The following is a 17573-nucleotide window of genomic DNA, read 5'->3' on the forward strand; positions in this document are numbered from 1 at the left end:
CCGCCCCGCCGCCCGGCGCGGCGCGCCGGGCGGCGGGGCGGGCTCAGAGCGTGCCCGCGAAGCCGTCGCCGTCCGGCTCGCCGGCCACCACCAGCTCCGGCAGCCGCTCCTGGATCTCCTCCCGTGCCGCCGCCGGCAGCCCGCTGTCCGTCACCAGCGCGTCCACCTGGTCCAGCGAGGCGAACGAACTCAGCCCCACCGTGCCCCACTTGGTGTGGTCCGCGACCACGATGACCCGGCGGGCCGAGCCCACGAACTGCCGGTTCGTCTCCGCCTCCGCCAGATTGGGGGTGGAGAGCCCGGCCTCCACCGATATGCCGTGCACCCCGAGGAACAGCGCGTCGAAGTGGAGCGAGCGGATCGCAGCGTCCGCCACCGAACCCACCAGCGAGTCCGAGGGCGTCCGCACCCCGCCCGTCAGCACCACCGTCGCCGCGCCCGGACGGCTCCCCGCCGTCCCGGCCCCGGCGCCGCTCCGCTGCGCCGAGTGGAAGACGTCGGCGACCCGCACCGAGTTGGTGACCACCGTCAGGTTCGGCACCTCCAGCAGGTGCCGCGCCAGCGCGAACGTCGTCGTACCGCCCGAGAGCGCGATCGCGGTGCCCGGCTGGGCCATGGTGGCCGCCGCCCGCGCGATGTCCTCCTTCGCGCTCAGCTCCAGCGAGGACTTCGCCTCGAACCCCGGCTCGTGCGTACTGGCCTCGGCGACCGGCACGGCGCCGCCGTGCACCTTCTCCAAGGCGCCCTGCCGGGCCAGCGCGTCCAGGTCGCGCCGCACCGTCATGTCCGAGACCGACAGCTTCCTGGTCAGCTCGTTGACCCGGGCGCCGCCCCGGCGCCGCACCTCCTCCAGGATCAGCGCGCGCCGCTGTTCGGCGAGGAGGTTCTGGTTGTCGCTCACTGCCGCTGTCTCCGTTCCTTTCGCGACCGGGTGTCGGGGCTGTGGGGAGGCCTCCGGTCGGCCCATCCTCCCACGTGCGCCACAGCCGCGCCGCTGTCTCGATCGAGCCCCGCGTACCCCGCATTCACCCGTGAGGGGCTGGCACAGCGCGGCGTGGGCAGTGATGCTGGCATCGGCCGACACGAAGCTGACACACCGTTCGGGGGAACCGGGGGAAGCACAGTGCCGACAGACCACGCACCCAGCGGCGCACCCGGCGACGCGCCGGGCCTCGCGCTGGAACTGCTCGTACACGGAGTGGGCGGGACGACCGCCGCCGAGATGCTCGGCGACCCGCGCACCGAACGCGTCACCGGGGACGGCACGGCGGCGATCCACCGGCGCACGGACGACACGGACGCCGAGCAGCGCCCGGAGGACTACGCGGGCAGAGCGGTACCGGAGGCGTACTGCTGGTCGAACCTGACCTCCGGCAACGCCGCCCGCGCCCTGTGGCTGATCCTGCTGCCGTTCATGGTGGCCAACCTGGCCCACTGGACCCGGCCCGCCGCCCGGGGCCGTGCCCGCACCGTACGGCTGCACGGCCTGCTGGTGCGGCTGCTGGCGCTCACCTTGACGGTGCTGCTGGTCGCCGCGGCCTGCGAGGTCGCACTCGACCTGGTCGCCTGGCAGTGCGCCGGGGCCGCCCGCTGCGCCGGGGAACGCTCCTGGCTGGCGTTCCTGGCGGCGCCCGAGGAGCCTGCGGCCCACGGCAGTTGGTGGAGCCAGCCGGGCCGCCGGCTCGCCCTGGCCGCCGTGCTGCCGGCTGCCGTGACCGCCCTGCTGTGGTGGCTCTCGCACCGCACCTGGAGCGCCTACGAATCCCAGCCGCCGCTGGAGCGCACCGTCCCCGAGGACGCCCCCGCGGCCGAGGGACGGCCGCCGCTGTCGCTGCCCGGCTTCTGGTACGGCAAGCGCCTCGTCGCCCGGCTGCGAGCCGCGCACACCGCCGCCGGGTTCCTGACCGTCGCCGCCGCGCTCACCGCCGCCACCGCCCGGCATGACCGGGCACCCGGCGGCAGCATCGCGCTGGACCTGTCCGGACGGCTGCTGACGGGACTGGTGCTGGCGGGGGCCGCCTGGGTGCTGTTCGTCGTCTGCGGCCGGGGCCGCAAGGAGACCGAACCCGACGACGGCGCCGACACGCCGGCGGTGCGCGGGCTGCCCCCGGCCTCCCTCGCCGTACTGCTGTCGGCCGTCGTGCACACCGGCTGGAGCCGTCCGGAATGGACCTCCGGCGGCACCCTCCCCGGCGATGAGACGTTCAGCGTCCTCGCGGTGCTCCAGGGCACGCTCGTGGTCGCGCTCGGCGTGCTGGGCCTGCGACTGCACCGCCGCACGCGGGTTCCCCGCACGGCGCTGCGCGGAACGGCCTCCGGATGCGTGGCGATGCTCGCCTGCTCGCTGGGCGGCGTGCTCTCCGGCGGGGTCTGCCAACGGGTCGGTGACTGGCTCGACGGCCCCGGCGGGTCCGGCGGCGGCCGCATCGCCGGCCCGCCGACCATTCTCACCTGGCAGGCGTCCATCATTCCCGTCCTGCTCGCCCTGGTGCTGCTGCTGGCGGGCTGGTCCGCCGTGCACGTGTGGCGCGGCACCCGGCGACTCACCGACGACGTGGCGGCCGGCTACCCCGCATCGCTGCCCGACCCGTCCCGCTCCCGCCGGATCGCCGCCACGATCGCCCGGGCCGGCCTCACCGACCGGGCACCCCGGCTGGTGGCCGCCGTCGCCGCCGCCACCCTCGTGACGGGCGGTGCGGCCGTGCTCGGCACACTGCTGACCGGCCAGGTTCCCGGGCGGGCGACGGACGGGGCCCCCGGCGTCGTCGCGGGAACCGCCGACGCCGTGCAGGCCCTCGGCTCCTGGCTGGTCGGGTTCGCCTTCGTCCTGCTGCTGGCCTGGGGCCGCCGCGCCTACCGGGACGCCTCGGCCCGCCGCACCATCGGCATCCTGTGGGACGTGGGCACCTTCTGGCCGCGCTGTGCCCACCCGTTCGCGCCGCCCTGCTACGCCGAGCGCGCCGTGCCCGACCTGGCCTGGCGGATGGCGATGTGGACCGACGGGCGGCCCGAGCGTCGCCTGGTGATCTCCGGCCACTCACAGGGCAGCGTCCTGGCGGCAGCGGCGGTCTGGCAGCTGGATCCCGGCACCCGCCGCCAGGTCGCGCTCCTCACCTACGGCTCACCCCTGGAACGGCTCTACGGGCGCTGGTTTCCCGCCTACTTCGGGCCGCACCGGCTGGCCGCCCTGCACGGCGACCTGGAGTGCTGGCGCAACCTGTGGCGGCTGACCGACCCGATCGGCGGTCCCGTGCGGCCCGAGCGCGCCGGAGTTCCCGAGCCCGGGTCCCCCGAAGCGTGCGTCGGAGTCGACCGCGGTCCGCTGCGCGACCCCGTCGCCTACGGCCGCACCCGCGAGCTGCCGCTGCCCGAACCGATCCTGGCGCACGGGGACTACCGGGCGGACCCGGCCTTCGCCGAGGAGCGGTCCGGGCTGTTGGCCCGCCTCGCGGACCGCGCCCGGCGGGCCGTCGCGGCCGGCGCGCCCCGGTGCCCGCCGCAGGAAGCCGGCGGGCGCCCCGGCCGGCAGCCGGACCGGCGGAGGTCCGGTACGGGGGGCCGGCCGACCGCTCAGCCCGGGCCGGGCAGATCCGAGGGATAGAGCAGGGTGAGGTCCTCGGTGCTGGGGTCGGGAAGCTGCGCGACCCGGCCCGCGTGCCGCTCGACCATCGCCTCGAAGGTCTGCCGCGCGGTGCGACCGTTGCCGAACGAGGGGCCCTTGGGAAGCTGCCCGAAATACTCCAGCAGCGCCTGCCGCGTGCCGCCGCCCAGGTGGTACTCCTGCTCCTCGGCCTGCTGCTCGACGATGCTCAGCAGCTCCTCGGGCGCGTAGTCCCCGAAGGTGATCGTCCGGGAGAAGCGCGAGGCCACCCCGGGGTTGGCGGCCAGGAAGTGCTCCATCTCGGTGGTGTAGCCCGCCACGATGACCACCACGTCGTCCCGGTGGTCCTCCATCAGCTTCACCAGGGTGTCGATGGCCTCGCGGCCGAAGTCGCGGCCCGAGTCCTGCGGGGCGAGCGCGTACGCCTCGTCGATGAACAGCACGCCGCCCCGGGCCTTCTCGAACGCCTCCTGGGTGCGCAGCGCCGTGGACCCGATGTGCTCGCCGACCAGGTCCACGCGGGAGACCTCCACCAGATGCCCGCGGCGCAGCACCCCCAGGGAGTGCAGGATCTCGCCGTAGAGGCGGGCCACCGTGGTCTTGCCGGTGCCGGGCGACCCGGTGAAGACCAGGTGCCGACGTGCGGACGCCGCCTTCAGCCCGGCGCGCTGCCGTCTGCGGCCGACCTCGATCATGTCGGTGAGCGCCCGGACCTCGCGCTTGACCGCGTCCAGCCCGACCAGCCCGTCGAGTTCGCCCAGCACTTCTTTGGCGGGGCGCGCTGCCTCCTCGTCCGCGCTCGCCTCGGCCGCGCCGTCGCCTGGTGCGGCGGCAGCCGGTGCCGTTGCCGACGACGGGCTCTCCGAGCGCTGCCGGGGCACCGCGGCCTGCGCGGTCAGCAGCCCCGCCGAGCCGTCGGCGGGTGGGGCGGCCAAGGGAGCGGGGGAGGGCGCGGCGGGCGTCGCGCTGACCGCGGCGGCGCTCTCGTCGCTGCTGCAGTCCTCGACGGTCGGGCCCTCCTCGGCGAACTCGTAGCCGCCGCGCGTGCACCGCTCGGTGCGGCAGCGGCGCAGCGTGGTGCGGCAGCCGTCGATCACGTGGAAGCCGTAGCCGCGCGAGCCGGACACCCGGCAGTTGTGGAAGGTGCCGCGTCCCTCGGCGGACACGTAGAACCCGGCCTCGCCGGAACCGCTGACCGTGCAGCGCTCGATGGTGGGATCGGCGCCCTTGGTGACGATCACGCCGGTCGCCGCCTGGTCGATGGTGCAGCCGTTGAGCACTCCGCCGCTGCCGTGGTCGCGGAACCAGGCGCCGGTGGCGGCCTTGCTGATGCGGCAGTCGTCCAGTTGCACGACCGCGCCGTCGCTCACCGAGACGGCGGTGCCGCGCACCTGGGAGAGATCGCTGTCCAGGACGTCGGCGCGGGAGCCCCGGTCCAGGACGAAGAGCGCGTCGGGCACCGAATGCACCCGGCAGGTGTCCAGCACCGCGGTGGCACCGTCGCTGACCCACACCGCCGGGTAGTCGCCGGTGCTCTCGTGTATCTCGCAGCCGTTGGCGTCCGCGCGGGTTCCCGGGTCCCACACCGACAGGCCGTTGCGGCCGAAGCGGCGCACCGTGGAGCGGGTCAGGGTCAGCACGGAGCGGGACCGCAGGTCGACCGCGTTCTCCGGGATGTCGTGGATGTCGCAGTCGGCGAGGGTGAGCACGGCGTCGGTGTCCAGGGTGACCCCGTCGGTCGAGGTGCGGTGCACCCGGCAGTCGGTGAAGTGCCCGCTGGCGCGCCCGGCGATGCTCAGGCCGCTGCCCTTGATCTCGTACACCTCGCAGCCCAGCGCCTCCAGCGTGCTGCCCTCGCCCTGCAGCGCGATGCCCGCGCCCGAGGCGAGGTGCACCCTGCAGTGCGCGAGTCGCGGCCGGGCACCGTCCCGCACCAGGATGCCGGACTGGCCCGCGGCCACCACCTCGCACTCCTCGAAGACGCCCCCGGCGCCCCCGGTGATGCTGAAGCCGATCCCGGCCGGGTTGTCCACGGTGCAGCGCCGCACCGTGGGCCGGGCGCCGCCGCGTACCTCGATCCCCGAGGCCGAGCGGGTCATCACCCGCAGCCCGGCCAGCTCCGGCGCCGCGTCCTCCACCAGCACGGCGGGCACGGCCGAGTCCTGGCCCTCGATCTGCAGGTCCTGGACCAGCGCGGCGGACCGCACGGTGAGCGCCACCCCGTCCGCGGGGGCGATCCGGACCGGTCCGGATCCGCCGCGTTCGGGGCCGCGCAGCGTCACCATGCGCTCGATGACCAGGTTCTCCCGGTAGGTGCCGGGTGCCACGGTGAGGACGTCACCGTCGCCCGCCACCTCCAGCGCGGCGGACAACGACGCGTATTCGCCCGTGCGCCGCCGCCACCGCGACGTGCCGCTGTGCGTCACCTGGACCGAGCCCTGTGCCATGGAGTGCTGTGCCCCAACCTCGTGCGTGCGGAGATGCGTTGCGCCGGTCGCGCGGAGCGCTGCGTGCGCTGTCCGGGCCGGCCGCACCACCGTAGCGTGCGCTGGTGCTCTGCGGTGACGGGTCCGAGCGAGTGACCGGCGCGGACAACCGTTCGGAACGGACATGCCGGGAAGGGGCGGTTGTCAGGTGCTGGTTCCGGTACGGCCCCAGTCGGGCCCGATGCGCACCCATTCCTCGTCCCAGCGCGCGTACCGGCGCCGCAGCAGCAACCGTACGGTCAGGCGCCTGGCGGCCTCCAGCCCTCCGGCGGTGAGCGCGCCGATGGCCAGCCCGGCCAGCAGCGAGTAGGAGCGGGCGCTGTGCGTGCTCATCGGACGGGAGGTCAGACGCCCGTGCGCGTCCGTCCACACCGGGAAGCGGGCGCCGGGCTGCACGGGGTGGCGGAGTACGACGACGCCCGTGTGCGGGGCGCCGTCCGGCCCCTCCCACCGTGCGGTGATCCGATGGCGGTTCTGCGCCCCGGCGCCGGTCTCGGTCTCGGAGTCCAACGGCGGCAGCACCCGCACGTGCTGGACCGTCGCCGGGACCCGCGACCGCTGATGCTGCTGCTCGTGTGCCGTGCGCAGCAGTGCTGCGTGGGCGGTCGCGGTGGCGGCCCATCCCGCCAGCGGGGCGGCGAGGGCGATCAGCAGCCCCGCGCACAGGGCCAGCCAGGCCTCCCGGCGGTCGGTGCGCCGGCACAGCGGGTTCCTCCGCCAGCGCCACAGACCGGCGACAGCGCGCACCGCTGCACCCCCTCTCGCCGTTCGTCCACCGGGTGCGGTACCCGCACGGGAGGAGGGCGTCGAGCCCCGGGCCGTACAGTGCACCGGCTGCCGTGCGACCGGCTGCCGGTTCTTCGGTCCGTCGGTCCCCTCTCCGTCCTCGGGCTGGTCGCGGGCTCGCTGCTTTCCCCTCGTGATCCGCAGAGTTTACTGAGCGGTCTTCGGCTGCCGGACACCGGGCGCGGATCGGACATGTGTACGCCCGTTTTTTCCGCACATCTGCTCGGGTCGAGGGGCGGGCGGGGCCGCGATGCGATGAGAATGTCGCGCACGGTGAGATCGACCGAGGAATCGTCACGCTCGGTAAGAAAAGTTGGTGATCTTACCCGTGAATCGCGCGGGCATTCGGGGCTTGCCCGTCTCTTTCGGGCGATTGCCCCCTCTCCTGCGACCCATTTAACTTCTCTGCGCATCAAGCCATATGACGGCGCATCACAAGGATTGGCGGTGTCGGATGACGACTGCGGCGGAGCGGAATTCCGGAAACGGGAGTGCGGACCAGGCGCAGCAGAGCCTCGCCACGGAAGCGGCACGGAATCTCGCGACCACCACGAAGACGCCCCCGCAGATGCAGGGGATCACCTCGAGGTGGCTGCTGCGGGCTCTGCCGTGGGTGCAGGTGACGGGCGGCACCTTCCGGGTGAACCGGCGGCTGTCCCACACGCTCGGCGACGGCCGGGTGGAGTTCGTCTCCACCGGCGCCGAGGTCCGGGTCATCCCGTTGGAGCTCACCGAGCTGCCGCTGCTGCGCGGCTACGACGACCATGCGGTGCTGGGAGCCCTCGCCGACCGGTGCGAGCAGCGCGACTTCCGCCCCGGCGAGGTGATCCTGGAGGAAGGCCGGCCCGCCGACCGGCTGGTACTGATCGCACACGGCAAACTGCGCCAGTCGGTCCGGGGCCGGTACGACGAGGACGTCACCCAGGGCGTGCTCGCGGACGGCGACTTCGTCGGCGACCAGCTGATGACCGGCGAGACGGGCACCTGGGACCGCACCCTGACCGCGCTCACCAGCGGTACCGTCCTCACTCTGGAGCGCAGCGCCTTCGACGCCGTACTGGCCGGTGCCGACTCGCTCCGCTCCCACCTGGCGTCCGCCGACGCCCTCAACCCCTCCCGGCGCACCGGGGACGGCGAGTCCGCGATCGAGCTGGCGTCCGGGCACGTGGGGGAGGCGCCGCTGCCGGGCACGTTCGTCGACTACGAACTGAGCCCCCGCGAGTACGAACTGGAAGTCGCCCAGACCGTGCTGCGCGTCCACACCAGGGTCGCCGACCTGTACAACCACCCGATGAACCAGCTCGAGGAGCAGTTGCGGCTCACCGTCGAGGCGCTGCGCGAGCGCCAGGAGCACGAGCTGGTCAACAACCGCGAGATCGGTCTGCTGCACAACGCCGGAACGCGGCAGCGCGTCCACACCCGCTCCGGCCCGCCCACCCCGGACGACCTGGACGAGCTGCTGGCCACCGTGTGGAAGGACCCCAGCGTCATCCTGGCCCACCCCAGGGCGATCGCCGCGATCGGCCGGGAGTGCAGCAGGCGCGGGCTCTACCCGCAGTCCGTCGACCACGAGGGGCACTCGGTGCCCGCCTGGCGCGGTGTCCCCATTCTCCCCTGCAACAAGATCCCGGTCACCCCGCAGGGCAGCACCTCCGTCCTGGCGATGCGCACCGGCGAGAAGGCCCAGGGCGTGGTCGGACTCCACCAGACGGGAATTCCCGACGAGTACAGCCCGGGGCTCTCGGTCCGCTTCATGGGGATCAACGAGAAGGCCGTCATGTCGTATCTGGTGAGCGCCTACTACTCCGCCGCCGTCCTCGTGCCCGACGCGCTCGGAATTCTCGAGGACGTCGAGATCGGCCACTGACCCGCGCGCCGGGGCATCCGTCCCGGCCCGGAATGCCGCCCTCGGCGGTGACCGGAAAAGCGTTCTCCGGAAATCAGGCAGTCGGAAACACCAGGAAACCGGGCATACATGACCACGCATCCCGAAGAACTGCGGCAGGACCGCGCCAGCCTCTCCACGGCGGCCGCCCGCAAGCTCACCACCACGACCAAGACACCGCCCCAGATGCAGGGGATCTCCCCGCGCTGGCTGCTGCGCGTCCTGCCCTGGACGGAGACCACCGGCGGCACCTTCCGCGTCAACCGCCGGCTGACCCACACCCTGGGCGACGGCCGGATCGAGTTCGTCTCCACCGGCGCCGAGGTCGACGTCATCCCCGCCGAACTGCGGGAGATCCCGCTGCTGCGCGGCCTGGCCGACGAAACCGCCCTGCGCGCCCTGGCCGACGGGTTCGTCCAGCGCGAGTACGCGCCCGGCGACGCGCTGGCCGTGCGCGGCGAACCCGCGGACGAACTGCTGCTGATCGCGCACGGCCGGGTCGTCGAGGAGGCCGCCGGACAGTACGACGACGAGATCGAACTCGGTGTCATCGCCGACGGCGACCACGCCGGTGACCAGATCCTCACCCCGGACCCGGGCAACTGGCAGCACACCCTGCGCGCCACCACGCGCTGCACCGTGCTGGCGCTGCCCCGCGAGACGTTCCGGCGGACGGCCGACGCCTCCCCGCCGCTGCGCCACCACCTCGACACGGTCCTCACCCGCACCCTGCCCGCGCAGAACCGGCGCGGCGAGGCCGACATCGCGCTGGCCTCCGGCCATCTCGGCGAGGTTCCGCTGCCGGGCACGTTCGTCGACTACGAGCTGAACCCGCGCCAGTACGAGCTGGCCGTCGCCCAGACGGTGCTCAAGGTGCACAGCCGGGTCGCCGACCTCTACAACGACCCGATGAACCAGGTCCAGGAGCAGTTGCGGCTCACCGTCGAGGCGCTGCGCGAGCGCCAGGAGCACGAACTGGTCAACAGCCGCGAGTTCGGGCTGCTGCACAACGCCGACCTGACCCAGCGCATCCGCTCCCGTACCGGAGCCCCCACACCGGAGGACCTGGACGAGCTGATCTCGCGCCGCCGCAAGACCCGGTACCTGCTGGCGCATCCGCGGGCCATCGCCGCTGTCGGCCGGGAGTGCAGCAGCCGCGGCATCTACCCCGAGCGCGTCCAGGTCGAGGGCAGCACGGCACACGCCTGGCGGGGTGTCCCGCTGCTGCCCTGCGACAAGATCCCGATCCGGGCGGACGGCACCACCTCGGTGCTGGCCATGCGCACCGGGGCGGAGGACCAGGGCGTCATCGGGCTGCACCAGACCGGGATCCCGGACGAGATCGAACCCTCCCTGAACGTGCGCTTCATGGGCATCGACGAGCGGGCGCTGGTCTCCTACCTGGTGAGCGCCTACTTCTCGGCCGCCGTCCTGGTGCCCGACGCGCTCGGCATCCTGGAGGACGTCGAGGTCTGACCGCTCCGGGGAGCGCCCCCGGCTCCCGGCGGGGGAGCCGGGGGCGCGCGGGATGCCCCGCCCCGGACGACCGGGCCGCCGGCCGGATCCCCGGCCGGCGGCCCGGGCACGGCCGTATCCGGCGGCCCGCCGGGCGGAGTGCGCCGCAGCCGTTGTCTGCGGCCCCGACCCGCTGCACGATGACGGGGTGCGCAATCCATGGCTGGCACTCGAGGCCGGTGCCGACGCGGTCCAGCGGGCCGGGCAGTTGCGCCGGGCCCACGAACGCTTCCTCACCGGCGGCACCGTCGCCGCACCCGTCCGCGACGTGGTGGCCGAATCCTGGCGCCGCTGCGCCGGGGCACGGCTGGCCCCCGAGAGCATGGCGGGCGTCGAGATGGACGACGCCGGGCTGGCCCGGCGCCGGGAGGTCCACCCGCTGGCCCGGGCCATGCCGCTCTTCCGCGAGCTGCTGGGCACCATCGCCGAGGACGGGGCCCATCTGCTCTCCGTCTGCGACGAGCAGGGCACCATGCTCTGGGTGGAGGGCCACCGGCAGGTGCTGCGCCGCGCCGAGCGGATGAACTTCGTCCCCGGCGCCCGGTGGTCCGAGCGCGCCAGCGGCACCAACGCGCCCGGCACCGCCCTCGCGGTCGACCACGCCGTCCAGATCTTCGGCGCCGAGCACTACTGCCGCCCGGTGCAGTCCTGGACCTGCGCCGCCGCGCCGGTGCACGATCCGGGCACCGGGCGGGTCATCGGAGCCGTCGACCTGACCGGCGGCGATCACCTCGCGTCACCGCACAGCCTCGCCCTGGTCCAGGCCACGGCTCGCGCGGCCGAAGCCTGCCTGGCCGCTCCGGAAGCGGACCCCCGCGCGAGCGGCCCCCCGCTGCCGCCGGACGTGTGCACTCTCGCCGTCCTCGGCCGGGACGAGGCGCTGCTGCACACCCCGGAGACCCGCGCGTCCGGCCGGCCGCTGCGACTGGGCCGGCGGCACAGCGAGATCGTGCTGCTGCTGGCCGCGCACCCCGACGGGCTGACAGGCGAGGAGCTGGCCCGCGAACTGTACGGTGAGCGGGAGGTGCATCCGGTCACGCTGCGCGCCGAACTCTCCCGGCTGCGGCACCTGCTGGGCCCGCTGCTGGACTCGCGCCCCTACCGGCTGCGGGATCGCCCGCACACCGACTACGACACCGTCGTCGACGCGCTCGCCGCGGACGACCCCGGTGCGGCCCTGGACCTGTGCAGCGGTCCGCTGCTGCCCGGTTCGTCGGCGCCCGGCGTGCTACGGCTGCGCCGGCTGCTGGAGCAGCGGCTGCGCCGCCGGCTGCTCACCCGTCCCGAGCCTCGGCTGCTGGAGCGCTGGCTGTGCACCGCGGCCGGGGAGGAGGACCTGGAGATGTGGGAGGCCCTGCACACCGCACGCCCCACGCCGGGCACCGCGGCACGGGTACGGGAGCTGCGGGCCGCCTACGGGCTGCGGCCCTCTGCTCCGGTGCCGGACGGCGCCCGGAGCAGGCGCGCAACGTATCCGCAACGTCCCCGCGACTAACCTCCCCGCGACGTCCGCCCACCGCCGGGCGGGCCGAGGACGCCCGCGTACACGTCAGGACGCCGTGTGCGCCCAGCACAGGGAGGCAGAGCATGAGCCGCTACGCCGCACCGGGAACCGACGGCGCGCTGATGAGCTACCAGCCGCGCTACGACCACTGGATCGGCGGCAGCTACGTCGCCCCGAAGCAGGGCGGATACTTCGAGAACCCCACCCCCGTGACGGGCGCCGTCTTCACCGAGATCGCCCGCGGCACCGCCGAGGACGTCGAGCGGGCCATCGACGCGGCGCACGCGGCGGCACCCGCCTGGGGCCGTACGCCGCCCGCCGAGCGCGCGCAGCTCCTCAACCAGATCGCGCAGCGGATGGAGACGCACCTGGAGGAACTGGCCGTCGCCGAGAGCTGGGAGAACGGCAAGCCGATCCGGGAGGCGCTGGCCGCCGACATCCCGCTGGCCATCGACCACTTCCGGTACTTCGCCGCCGCGATCCGCTCCCAGGAGGGCTCGCTCTCCCAGATCGACGAGGACACCGTCGCCTACCACTTCCACGAACCGCTGGGGGTGGTCGCGCAGATCATCCCGTGGAACTTCCCCATCCTGATGGCCGCCTGGAAGCTGGCCCCCGCGCTGGCTGCGGGCAACGCCGTCGTGCTCAAGCCCGCCGAGCAGACCCCGGCCTCCATCCACTACTGGATGAGTCTGGTGGCCGATCTGCTGCCGCCCGGCGTCGTCAACATCGTCAACGGCTTCGGAGCCGAGGCGGGCAAACCGCTGGCCGCCAGCGCCCGGGTCGCCAAGGTGGCCTTCACCGGGGAGACCACCACGGGCCGGCTGATCATGCAGTACGCCTCCGAGAACCTCAAGCCCGTGACCCTGGAGCTGGGCGGCAAGAGCCCCAACATCTTCTTCGACGACGTCTCGGCCGCGGACGACGACTTCCTCGACAAGGCCCTCGAGGGCTTCACCATGTTCGCCCTCAACCAGGGTGAGGTGTGCACCTGCCCCTCGCGTGCGCTCATCCAGCGCAGCCACTACCGCGGCTTCCTGGACGCCGGTGTCGAGCGCACCGAGGCGATCGTGCAGGGCCATCCGCTGGACACCGACACCATGGTGGGGGCCCAGGCGTCCAACGACCAGCTGGAGAAGATCCTCTCCTATCTCGACATCGGGCAGCAGGAGGGCGCCCGGGTGCTCACCGGCGGGGTCCGCGCCGAACTGGGCGGCGAGCTGGAGGGCGGCTACTACGTGCGGCCCACGATTCTGGAGGGCGGCAACGGCATGCGCGTCTTCCAGGAGGAGATCTTCGGGCCCGTGGTCTCGGTGACCGCCTTCGAGGACTTCGACGATGCCGTGCGGATCGCCAACGACACCCTCTACGGGCTCGGCGCCGGTGTCTGGACCCGCGACGGCGCCCGCGCCTACCGGGCGGGCCGCGCCATCCAGGCCGGACGGGTGTGGACGAACTGCTACCACGCCTACCCGGCGCACGCCGCGTTCGGCGGCTACAAGCAGTCGGGCATCGGCCGGGAGAACCACCAGATGATGCTCGACCACTACCAGCAGACGAAGAATCTGCTGGTCAGCTATGCACCGCAGAAAATGGGACTGTTCTGATGGAGGCCCGGCCACAGAGCGCCCGGGCCGGGCGGGGTGCGGACGGCGCTCCGGCGCGGCCGGTTGGGGACGGCGGTACGGAGCCCGAGCGGGTCGCCGTCACGCCGGCCGCCGCCGAACTGCTGCGGATGCTGACCGGCAAGCACGGGCCGCTGATGTTCCACCAGTCCGGCGGCTGCTGCGACGGGAGCAGCCCCATGTGCTACGAGCGCGGTGAGTTCCGCACCGGGGACTCCGACGTCCTCCTGGGCGAGCTGCGGATCGACGGTGTGCCGGACCCGGTGCCGTTCTGGATGTCCGCCGCCCAGTTCGCCTACTGGAGCCACACCCATCTGACCGTCGACACCGTCCGGGGCAGGGGCAGCGGCTTCTCCCTGGAGGCCCCCGAGGGGGTGCGCTTCCTGATCAGGTCCCGGCTGCTGGAGGACTGAGCGCCGGGGAGAGTCCGCGTGCACCGCCGTCTCCCCAACGGCGGTGCACGCCTGCGGCGCCGGCGCGGTGTGCGGACCGCTCAGTAGCCGCGGCCGGGGTACTGGTAGCCGTCGTAGGGCTCCTCGTACTGCCCGGGCATCTGGCGGGGCGCGGCCGGCCGCGGCGCCACCGGGCGCATGTACTGCGTGGCCTGGTTGTGCACCGCCTGCTGCTGGTACTGCTGCACCTGGACCTGGGGCTGGCCCTGCTGCTGCATGGGCTGCTGCGGCTGCGCCGGGCCCCCCGGCCCCGGGTAGCCGTAGCCGCGCTGGGCTTGCTGCGGGATGTGCGGTGCCGGGGTGTGCTGCAGCGGCACCGGTCCTCCCTGGCCCCCGCTGCCGCCTCCGGGCGGCAGCGCGGCGGGTGCCTGCCGCATCGGCTGCTGGCGCATCGGCGCCTGCTGCGGTGCGGGTTGCGGCATCTGCGGCTGGGGTGCGGCGGCCGACGGGTAGCCGTAGGCCGCCGCCGGTGCGGAGTACTGCAGGGAGCCGGGCTGCTGAGGTGCTGCCGGGCCGGAGGGCAGGGCGGGGGGCAGCGCCGCGAGCGCGCTGCCGGCGCCTCCCGTGTCATAGGCGGACGGCACCCGGATGGGAGCGATCTGCGGCGTGCCCCGCTCAGCGACGAGACTGTCGTAGATCGGTGTCTCGGGGTAGGAGGGTGCAGCGTAGTAGCCGCCGCTGTAAGAGCTGCGGGGGGAGGTCATACTCATAAGTTAAGCCCAAATTCGGCATCGGCACTAGAGAGGTGCGGAAGGAACGCCTGCGCCTTCCCTGTCGGTGCAGGCAGGAGCCGGTTTTCGCCCCATCGGAGGCAGCCGCGCCAGGGGCGCACGCGGGAGAGCCCGAACAGGGCGAATACCCCCCATGCCGACCACGATGACGGCTGATCAGGCACAGGTGCATGGCTTGTTCCCGCCTGTCCCCGTTGCGGGCGCGCGGGAGGGGAAGCTGACAGAAGCATAAGCCCACCGGCTAGGACATAGAACGCCCATGCCCCTGCCAGATGTTCGAGTGCCGGGAGTCGGAGTGAGGGGGCTTCGGCAGCGGTGGCGCGGTGCAATAGGTTGGGGAGCGGTACGCAGGAACCGAACCCAGGGGGAGTGGCCATGACGATGCGCAAGGGGACGAACGTCCCCGTACCCGCAACGGCGGTGCGGGTCGAACTCGGCTGGTCGTCCGGCTCCCTCGTGCCGGACGTCGACGCCTCGGCACTGCTCCTGACCGAGCAGGGCAAGGTCCGCTCCGACGGCGACTTCGTCTTCTACAACCAGCCGCGGCACTCCTCCTCCGCCGTGCGGCACGAGGGGAAGAACCCGATAGGCGCCGCCTGCACCGACGAACTGACCGTCGAACTGGACAGTGTCGAACCGGACATCACACGCATCGTCGTCGCCGCCTCGGCGGACGGCGGCAGCTTCGGCCAGGTCCCCGGCCTGTACGTGCGGCTGCTGGACGCGACCGTCGGCGGACCCTCGTCGGGCCAGGAGATCGCCCGCTTCGACCCCACCGACGCGGCGGGGGAGACCGCGTACCTGCTCGGGGAGCTCTACCGCCGGCAGGGCGCCTGGAAGTTCCGCGCCGTCGGCCAGGGCTACGAGAGCGGACTGGCCGGGCTCGCCACCGACTTCGGCATCAGCGTCGACGACGACGCGCCCGCCGGCAGCACGCCCACCACGGCCGGCACCGGCACGCCGCCGCCGGACCCGAGCAGCGCCCCGACGCCGCACGTCCCCGCACCGCCCGGCGTCCGGGCCCCGCAGGTGCCCCAGGTCTCCGCGCCCGCCGCCCCCGCCGCGGCGCCGAGTGCGCCTCCCGCGGCCACCGGACCCGCACCGGTGCGACTGACCAAGGTGACGCTCACCAAGGAGGCCCCGTCGGTCTCGCTCACCAAACAGGGCGGCACCTCCGGCGCCATGCGGGTCAACCTCAACTGGACCACCCAGGCCCAGCCGCCGAAGGGCCTGGCCGGGCGGCTGACCCGGGCCATGGGCGCCCTCACCGGTCCCGACCTGGACCTGTGCGCCCTCTACGAACTCGCCGACGGACGCAAGGGCGTCGTCCAGGCCCTCGGCAACTCCTTCGGCTCCCTGAACCGGCCGCCCTACCTCCACCTGGACGGGGACGACCGGACCGGCGCCGTGGAGACCGGCGAGAACCTCACGATCAACCTCGACCACGCCGCCGAACTCCGCCGCATCCTCATCTTCGTCACCATCTACGAGGGAGCCCGCAGCTTCGCCGGGCTGCACGCGACCGTCACCCTGCAGCCGCAGCACGGCGCGCCCGTCGACTTCTCCCTCGACGAGTGCACCGTCCCCTCCACCGTCTGTGCCCTCGCCCTGATCAGCAACGAACGGGGCGAGCTGATGGTGCGCCGCGAGGCCCGCTACCTCGTCCCCCGGCGCGGCGTCAGCCCGCAGCGCACCGTGGACGAGGAGTACGGCTGGGGCATGCAGTGGACACCGGGCCGCAAGTGACGGGCCCCGGGGCCGCGCTGCGGTGATCCGGCCGCGCCCTCAGGAGTAGGTGCGGCCCTTCCACGCGGCTCCCCGGCCCCGGTGGTGCTGCACCGCCGAGTCGACGGTCATGGCCAGATACAGCGCCGCCGTCACCGGCAGCAGCGGTGCCGACCACACCGGTTGCCGGTAATAGCGCAGGATCGGCACGTACGAGAGGGTCATCGCCAGCCATCCGGCTCCGGCGACCGGCGAGCCCGCGCAGGCCCACACCGGCGGCACCAGATAGACCAGCACGAGCCCCAGCACGGTGCCCGCGAGCAGCAGCGGACTGTTGCTCAGTTGCGCGTAGGCGCTACGCGACACCATCCGCCACAGCGGCTCCAGCCCCGGGTACGGGCGCACACTGCGCACCCGGTCGCCGAGGCCCAGCCAGATCCGGCCCCCGGAGCGTTTGACGGCGCGGCCCAGCGACACGTCGTCGATGACCGCGTCCCGAATGCTGTCCGGCACCCGGGCCCGGTCCGCAGCCGCGGTCCGCAGCAGCGCACAGCCGCCCGCCGCCGCCGCGGTGCGGGCACCGGGCCGGTTGACCCGGCGGAACGGATAGAGCTGAGCGAAGAAGTACACGAAGGCCGGCACGATCAGCCGCTCCCACCCCGTGTGCACCCGCAGCCGCGCCATCTGCGAGACCAGGTCGAGCTGCCCGTACAGCGCGGCATGCACCAGGCGGCGCAGCGAGTCCGGTTCATGTGCGATGTCCGCGTCGGTCAGCAGCAGGAACTCCGGTTCCGCCGGGTCGCGGCGGGCGTGTCCGATGCCCTGCCGCACCGCCCACAGCTTCCCCGTCCAGCCCGGCGCGGGCCCGCCGGACCGGAGCACTGTCAGCGGCGGACCCTCCGGTACCCGCGCCGCCAGCTCCCGGGCGACGGTGCCGGTGCCGTCCCGGGACCCGTCGTCCACCAGCACGATCCGCGTCCGCCCCGGATAGTCCTGGGCCAGCAGCGTCGGCAGGGTCAGCGGCAGCACCCCGGCCTCGTCCCGGGCGGGAACCACGACGCACACGGCGGGCCAGTGGTCGGGCTCCGGCCCGTCGGGGCGCGGCAGCCTGACATCGGTCCGCCAGAAGAAGCCCTGCCCCAGCAACAGCCACGCCCACGCGGCCAGCGAGGCGAGCGGAACGGCCGAGGACCAGGTGAGCGCGCTCATCGTGCGGAGTCTGCCGTACACCCGCCCCCGGCGGCGCTCCGCCGCGCGCCGGAC

General features: G+C 73.7%; 12 protein-coding genes. 7 read left to right on the forward strand and 5 right to left on the reverse strand.

Features of this window, described 5'->3' with window-relative positions; all coding sequences use genetic code 11:
- Window positions 1-43: 43 nt before the first annotated feature.
- Window positions 44-901, reverse strand: a complete 858-nt coding sequence (locus tag ACFYMO_RS04665) for a DeoR/GlpR family DNA-binding transcription regulator (protein WP_366770106.1) — start codon at window positions 899-901, stop codon at window positions 44-46.
- Window positions 902-1123: 222 nt separating this feature from the next.
- Between ACFYMO_RS04665 and ACFYMO_RS04670 the strand changes: the two genes are divergently transcribed.
- Window positions 1124-3601: a hypothetical protein gene (locus tag ACFYMO_RS04670; protein WP_388544213.1), complete on the forward strand. Its 2478-nt coding sequence runs from the start codon at window positions 1124-1126 to the stop codon at window positions 3599-3601.
- Here ACFYMO_RS04670 and ACFYMO_RS04675 read toward each other — a convergent pair.
- Both ACFYMO_RS04675 and ACFYMO_RS04680 read right to left on the reverse strand, forming a co-directional pair.
- Window positions 3571-6048: a right-handed parallel beta-helix repeat-containing protein gene (locus tag ACFYMO_RS04675; protein WP_366770104.1), complete on the reverse strand. Its 2478-nt coding sequence runs from the start codon at window positions 6046-6048 to the stop codon at window positions 3571-3573. The genes ACFYMO_RS04670 and ACFYMO_RS04675 overlap by 31 nt on opposite strands.
- A 183-nt stretch (window positions 6049-6231) precedes the next feature.
- Window positions 6232-6834 (reverse strand): hypothetical protein, encoded by a 603-nt coding sequence (locus tag ACFYMO_RS04680; RefSeq protein ID WP_366770103.1) that lies wholly within the window; start codon window positions 6832-6834, stop codon window positions 6232-6234.
- Window positions 6835-7327: 493 nt separating this feature from the next.
- Here ACFYMO_RS04680 and ACFYMO_RS04685 point away from each other — a divergent pair, with 493 nt between their 5' ends.
- The 5 genes from ACFYMO_RS04685 (at window position 7328) to ACFYMO_RS04705 (ending at window position 13815) form a co-directional block, all read left to right on the forward strand.
- Window positions 7328-8740 carry a family 2B encapsulin nanocompartment shell protein gene (locus tag ACFYMO_RS04685; RefSeq protein ID WP_366770102.1) on the forward strand — a complete coding sequence of 471 codons (1413 nt, stop codon included), beginning with the start codon at window positions 7328-7330 and terminating at the stop codon, window positions 8738-8740.
- Window positions 8741-8848: 108 nt separating this feature from the next.
- Window positions 8849-10234 (forward strand): family 2B encapsulin nanocompartment shell protein, encoded by a 1386-nt coding sequence (locus ACFYMO_RS04690; RefSeq protein WP_366770101.1) that lies wholly within the window; start codon window positions 8849-8851, stop codon window positions 10232-10234.
- A gap of 187 nt (window positions 10235-10421) precedes the next feature.
- Complete coding sequence (locus ACFYMO_RS04695) at window positions 10422-11768, forward strand: GAF domain-containing protein (protein ID WP_388544218.1); 1347 nt, start codon at window positions 10422-10424, stop codon at window positions 11766-11768.
- 92 nt (window positions 11769-11860) lie between these two features.
- Entirely contained in the window at window positions 11861-13384 is a 1524-nt protein-coding gene (locus ACFYMO_RS04700) for an aldehyde dehydrogenase family protein (protein WP_366770099.1), read from the forward strand.
- A complete protein-coding gene (locus tag ACFYMO_RS04705) occupies window positions 13384-13815 on the forward strand; it encodes a DUF779 domain-containing protein (protein ID WP_388544221.1) in 432 nt (143 codons plus the stop codon). The genes ACFYMO_RS04700 and ACFYMO_RS04705 overlap by 1 nt, the downstream gene beginning before the upstream one ends.
- An 80-nt stretch (window positions 13816-13895) precedes the next feature.
- Here ACFYMO_RS04705 and ACFYMO_RS04710 read toward each other — a convergent pair whose 3' ends face one another.
- Window positions 13896-14558 carry a DUF6643 family protein gene (locus ACFYMO_RS04710; protein ID WP_366770098.1) on the reverse strand — a complete coding sequence of 221 codons (663 nt, stop codon included), beginning with the start codon at window positions 14556-14558 and terminating at the stop codon, window positions 13896-13898.
- Between the two features lie 402 nt (window positions 14559-14960).
- Between ACFYMO_RS04710 and ACFYMO_RS04715 the strand changes: the two genes are divergently transcribed.
- Window positions 14961-16331 (forward strand): TerD family protein, encoded by a 1371-nt coding sequence (locus tag ACFYMO_RS04715; RefSeq protein ID WP_366770097.1) that lies wholly within the window; start codon window positions 14961-14963, stop codon window positions 16329-16331.
- A 39-nt stretch (window positions 16332-16370) separates the two neighbouring features.
- Here the strand turns inward: ACFYMO_RS04715 and ACFYMO_RS04720 are convergent, their stop codons facing one another.
- Entirely contained in the window at window positions 16371-17519 is a 1149-nt protein-coding gene (locus ACFYMO_RS04720) for a glycosyltransferase (RefSeq protein ID WP_366770096.1), read from the reverse strand.
- Window positions 17520-17573: the final 54 nt, after the last annotated feature.

The organism is Streptomyces sp. NPDC007025 (genome assembly GCF_042869455.1).
GTDB lineage: Bacteria > Actinomycetota > Actinomycetes > Streptomycetales > Streptomycetaceae > Streptomyces.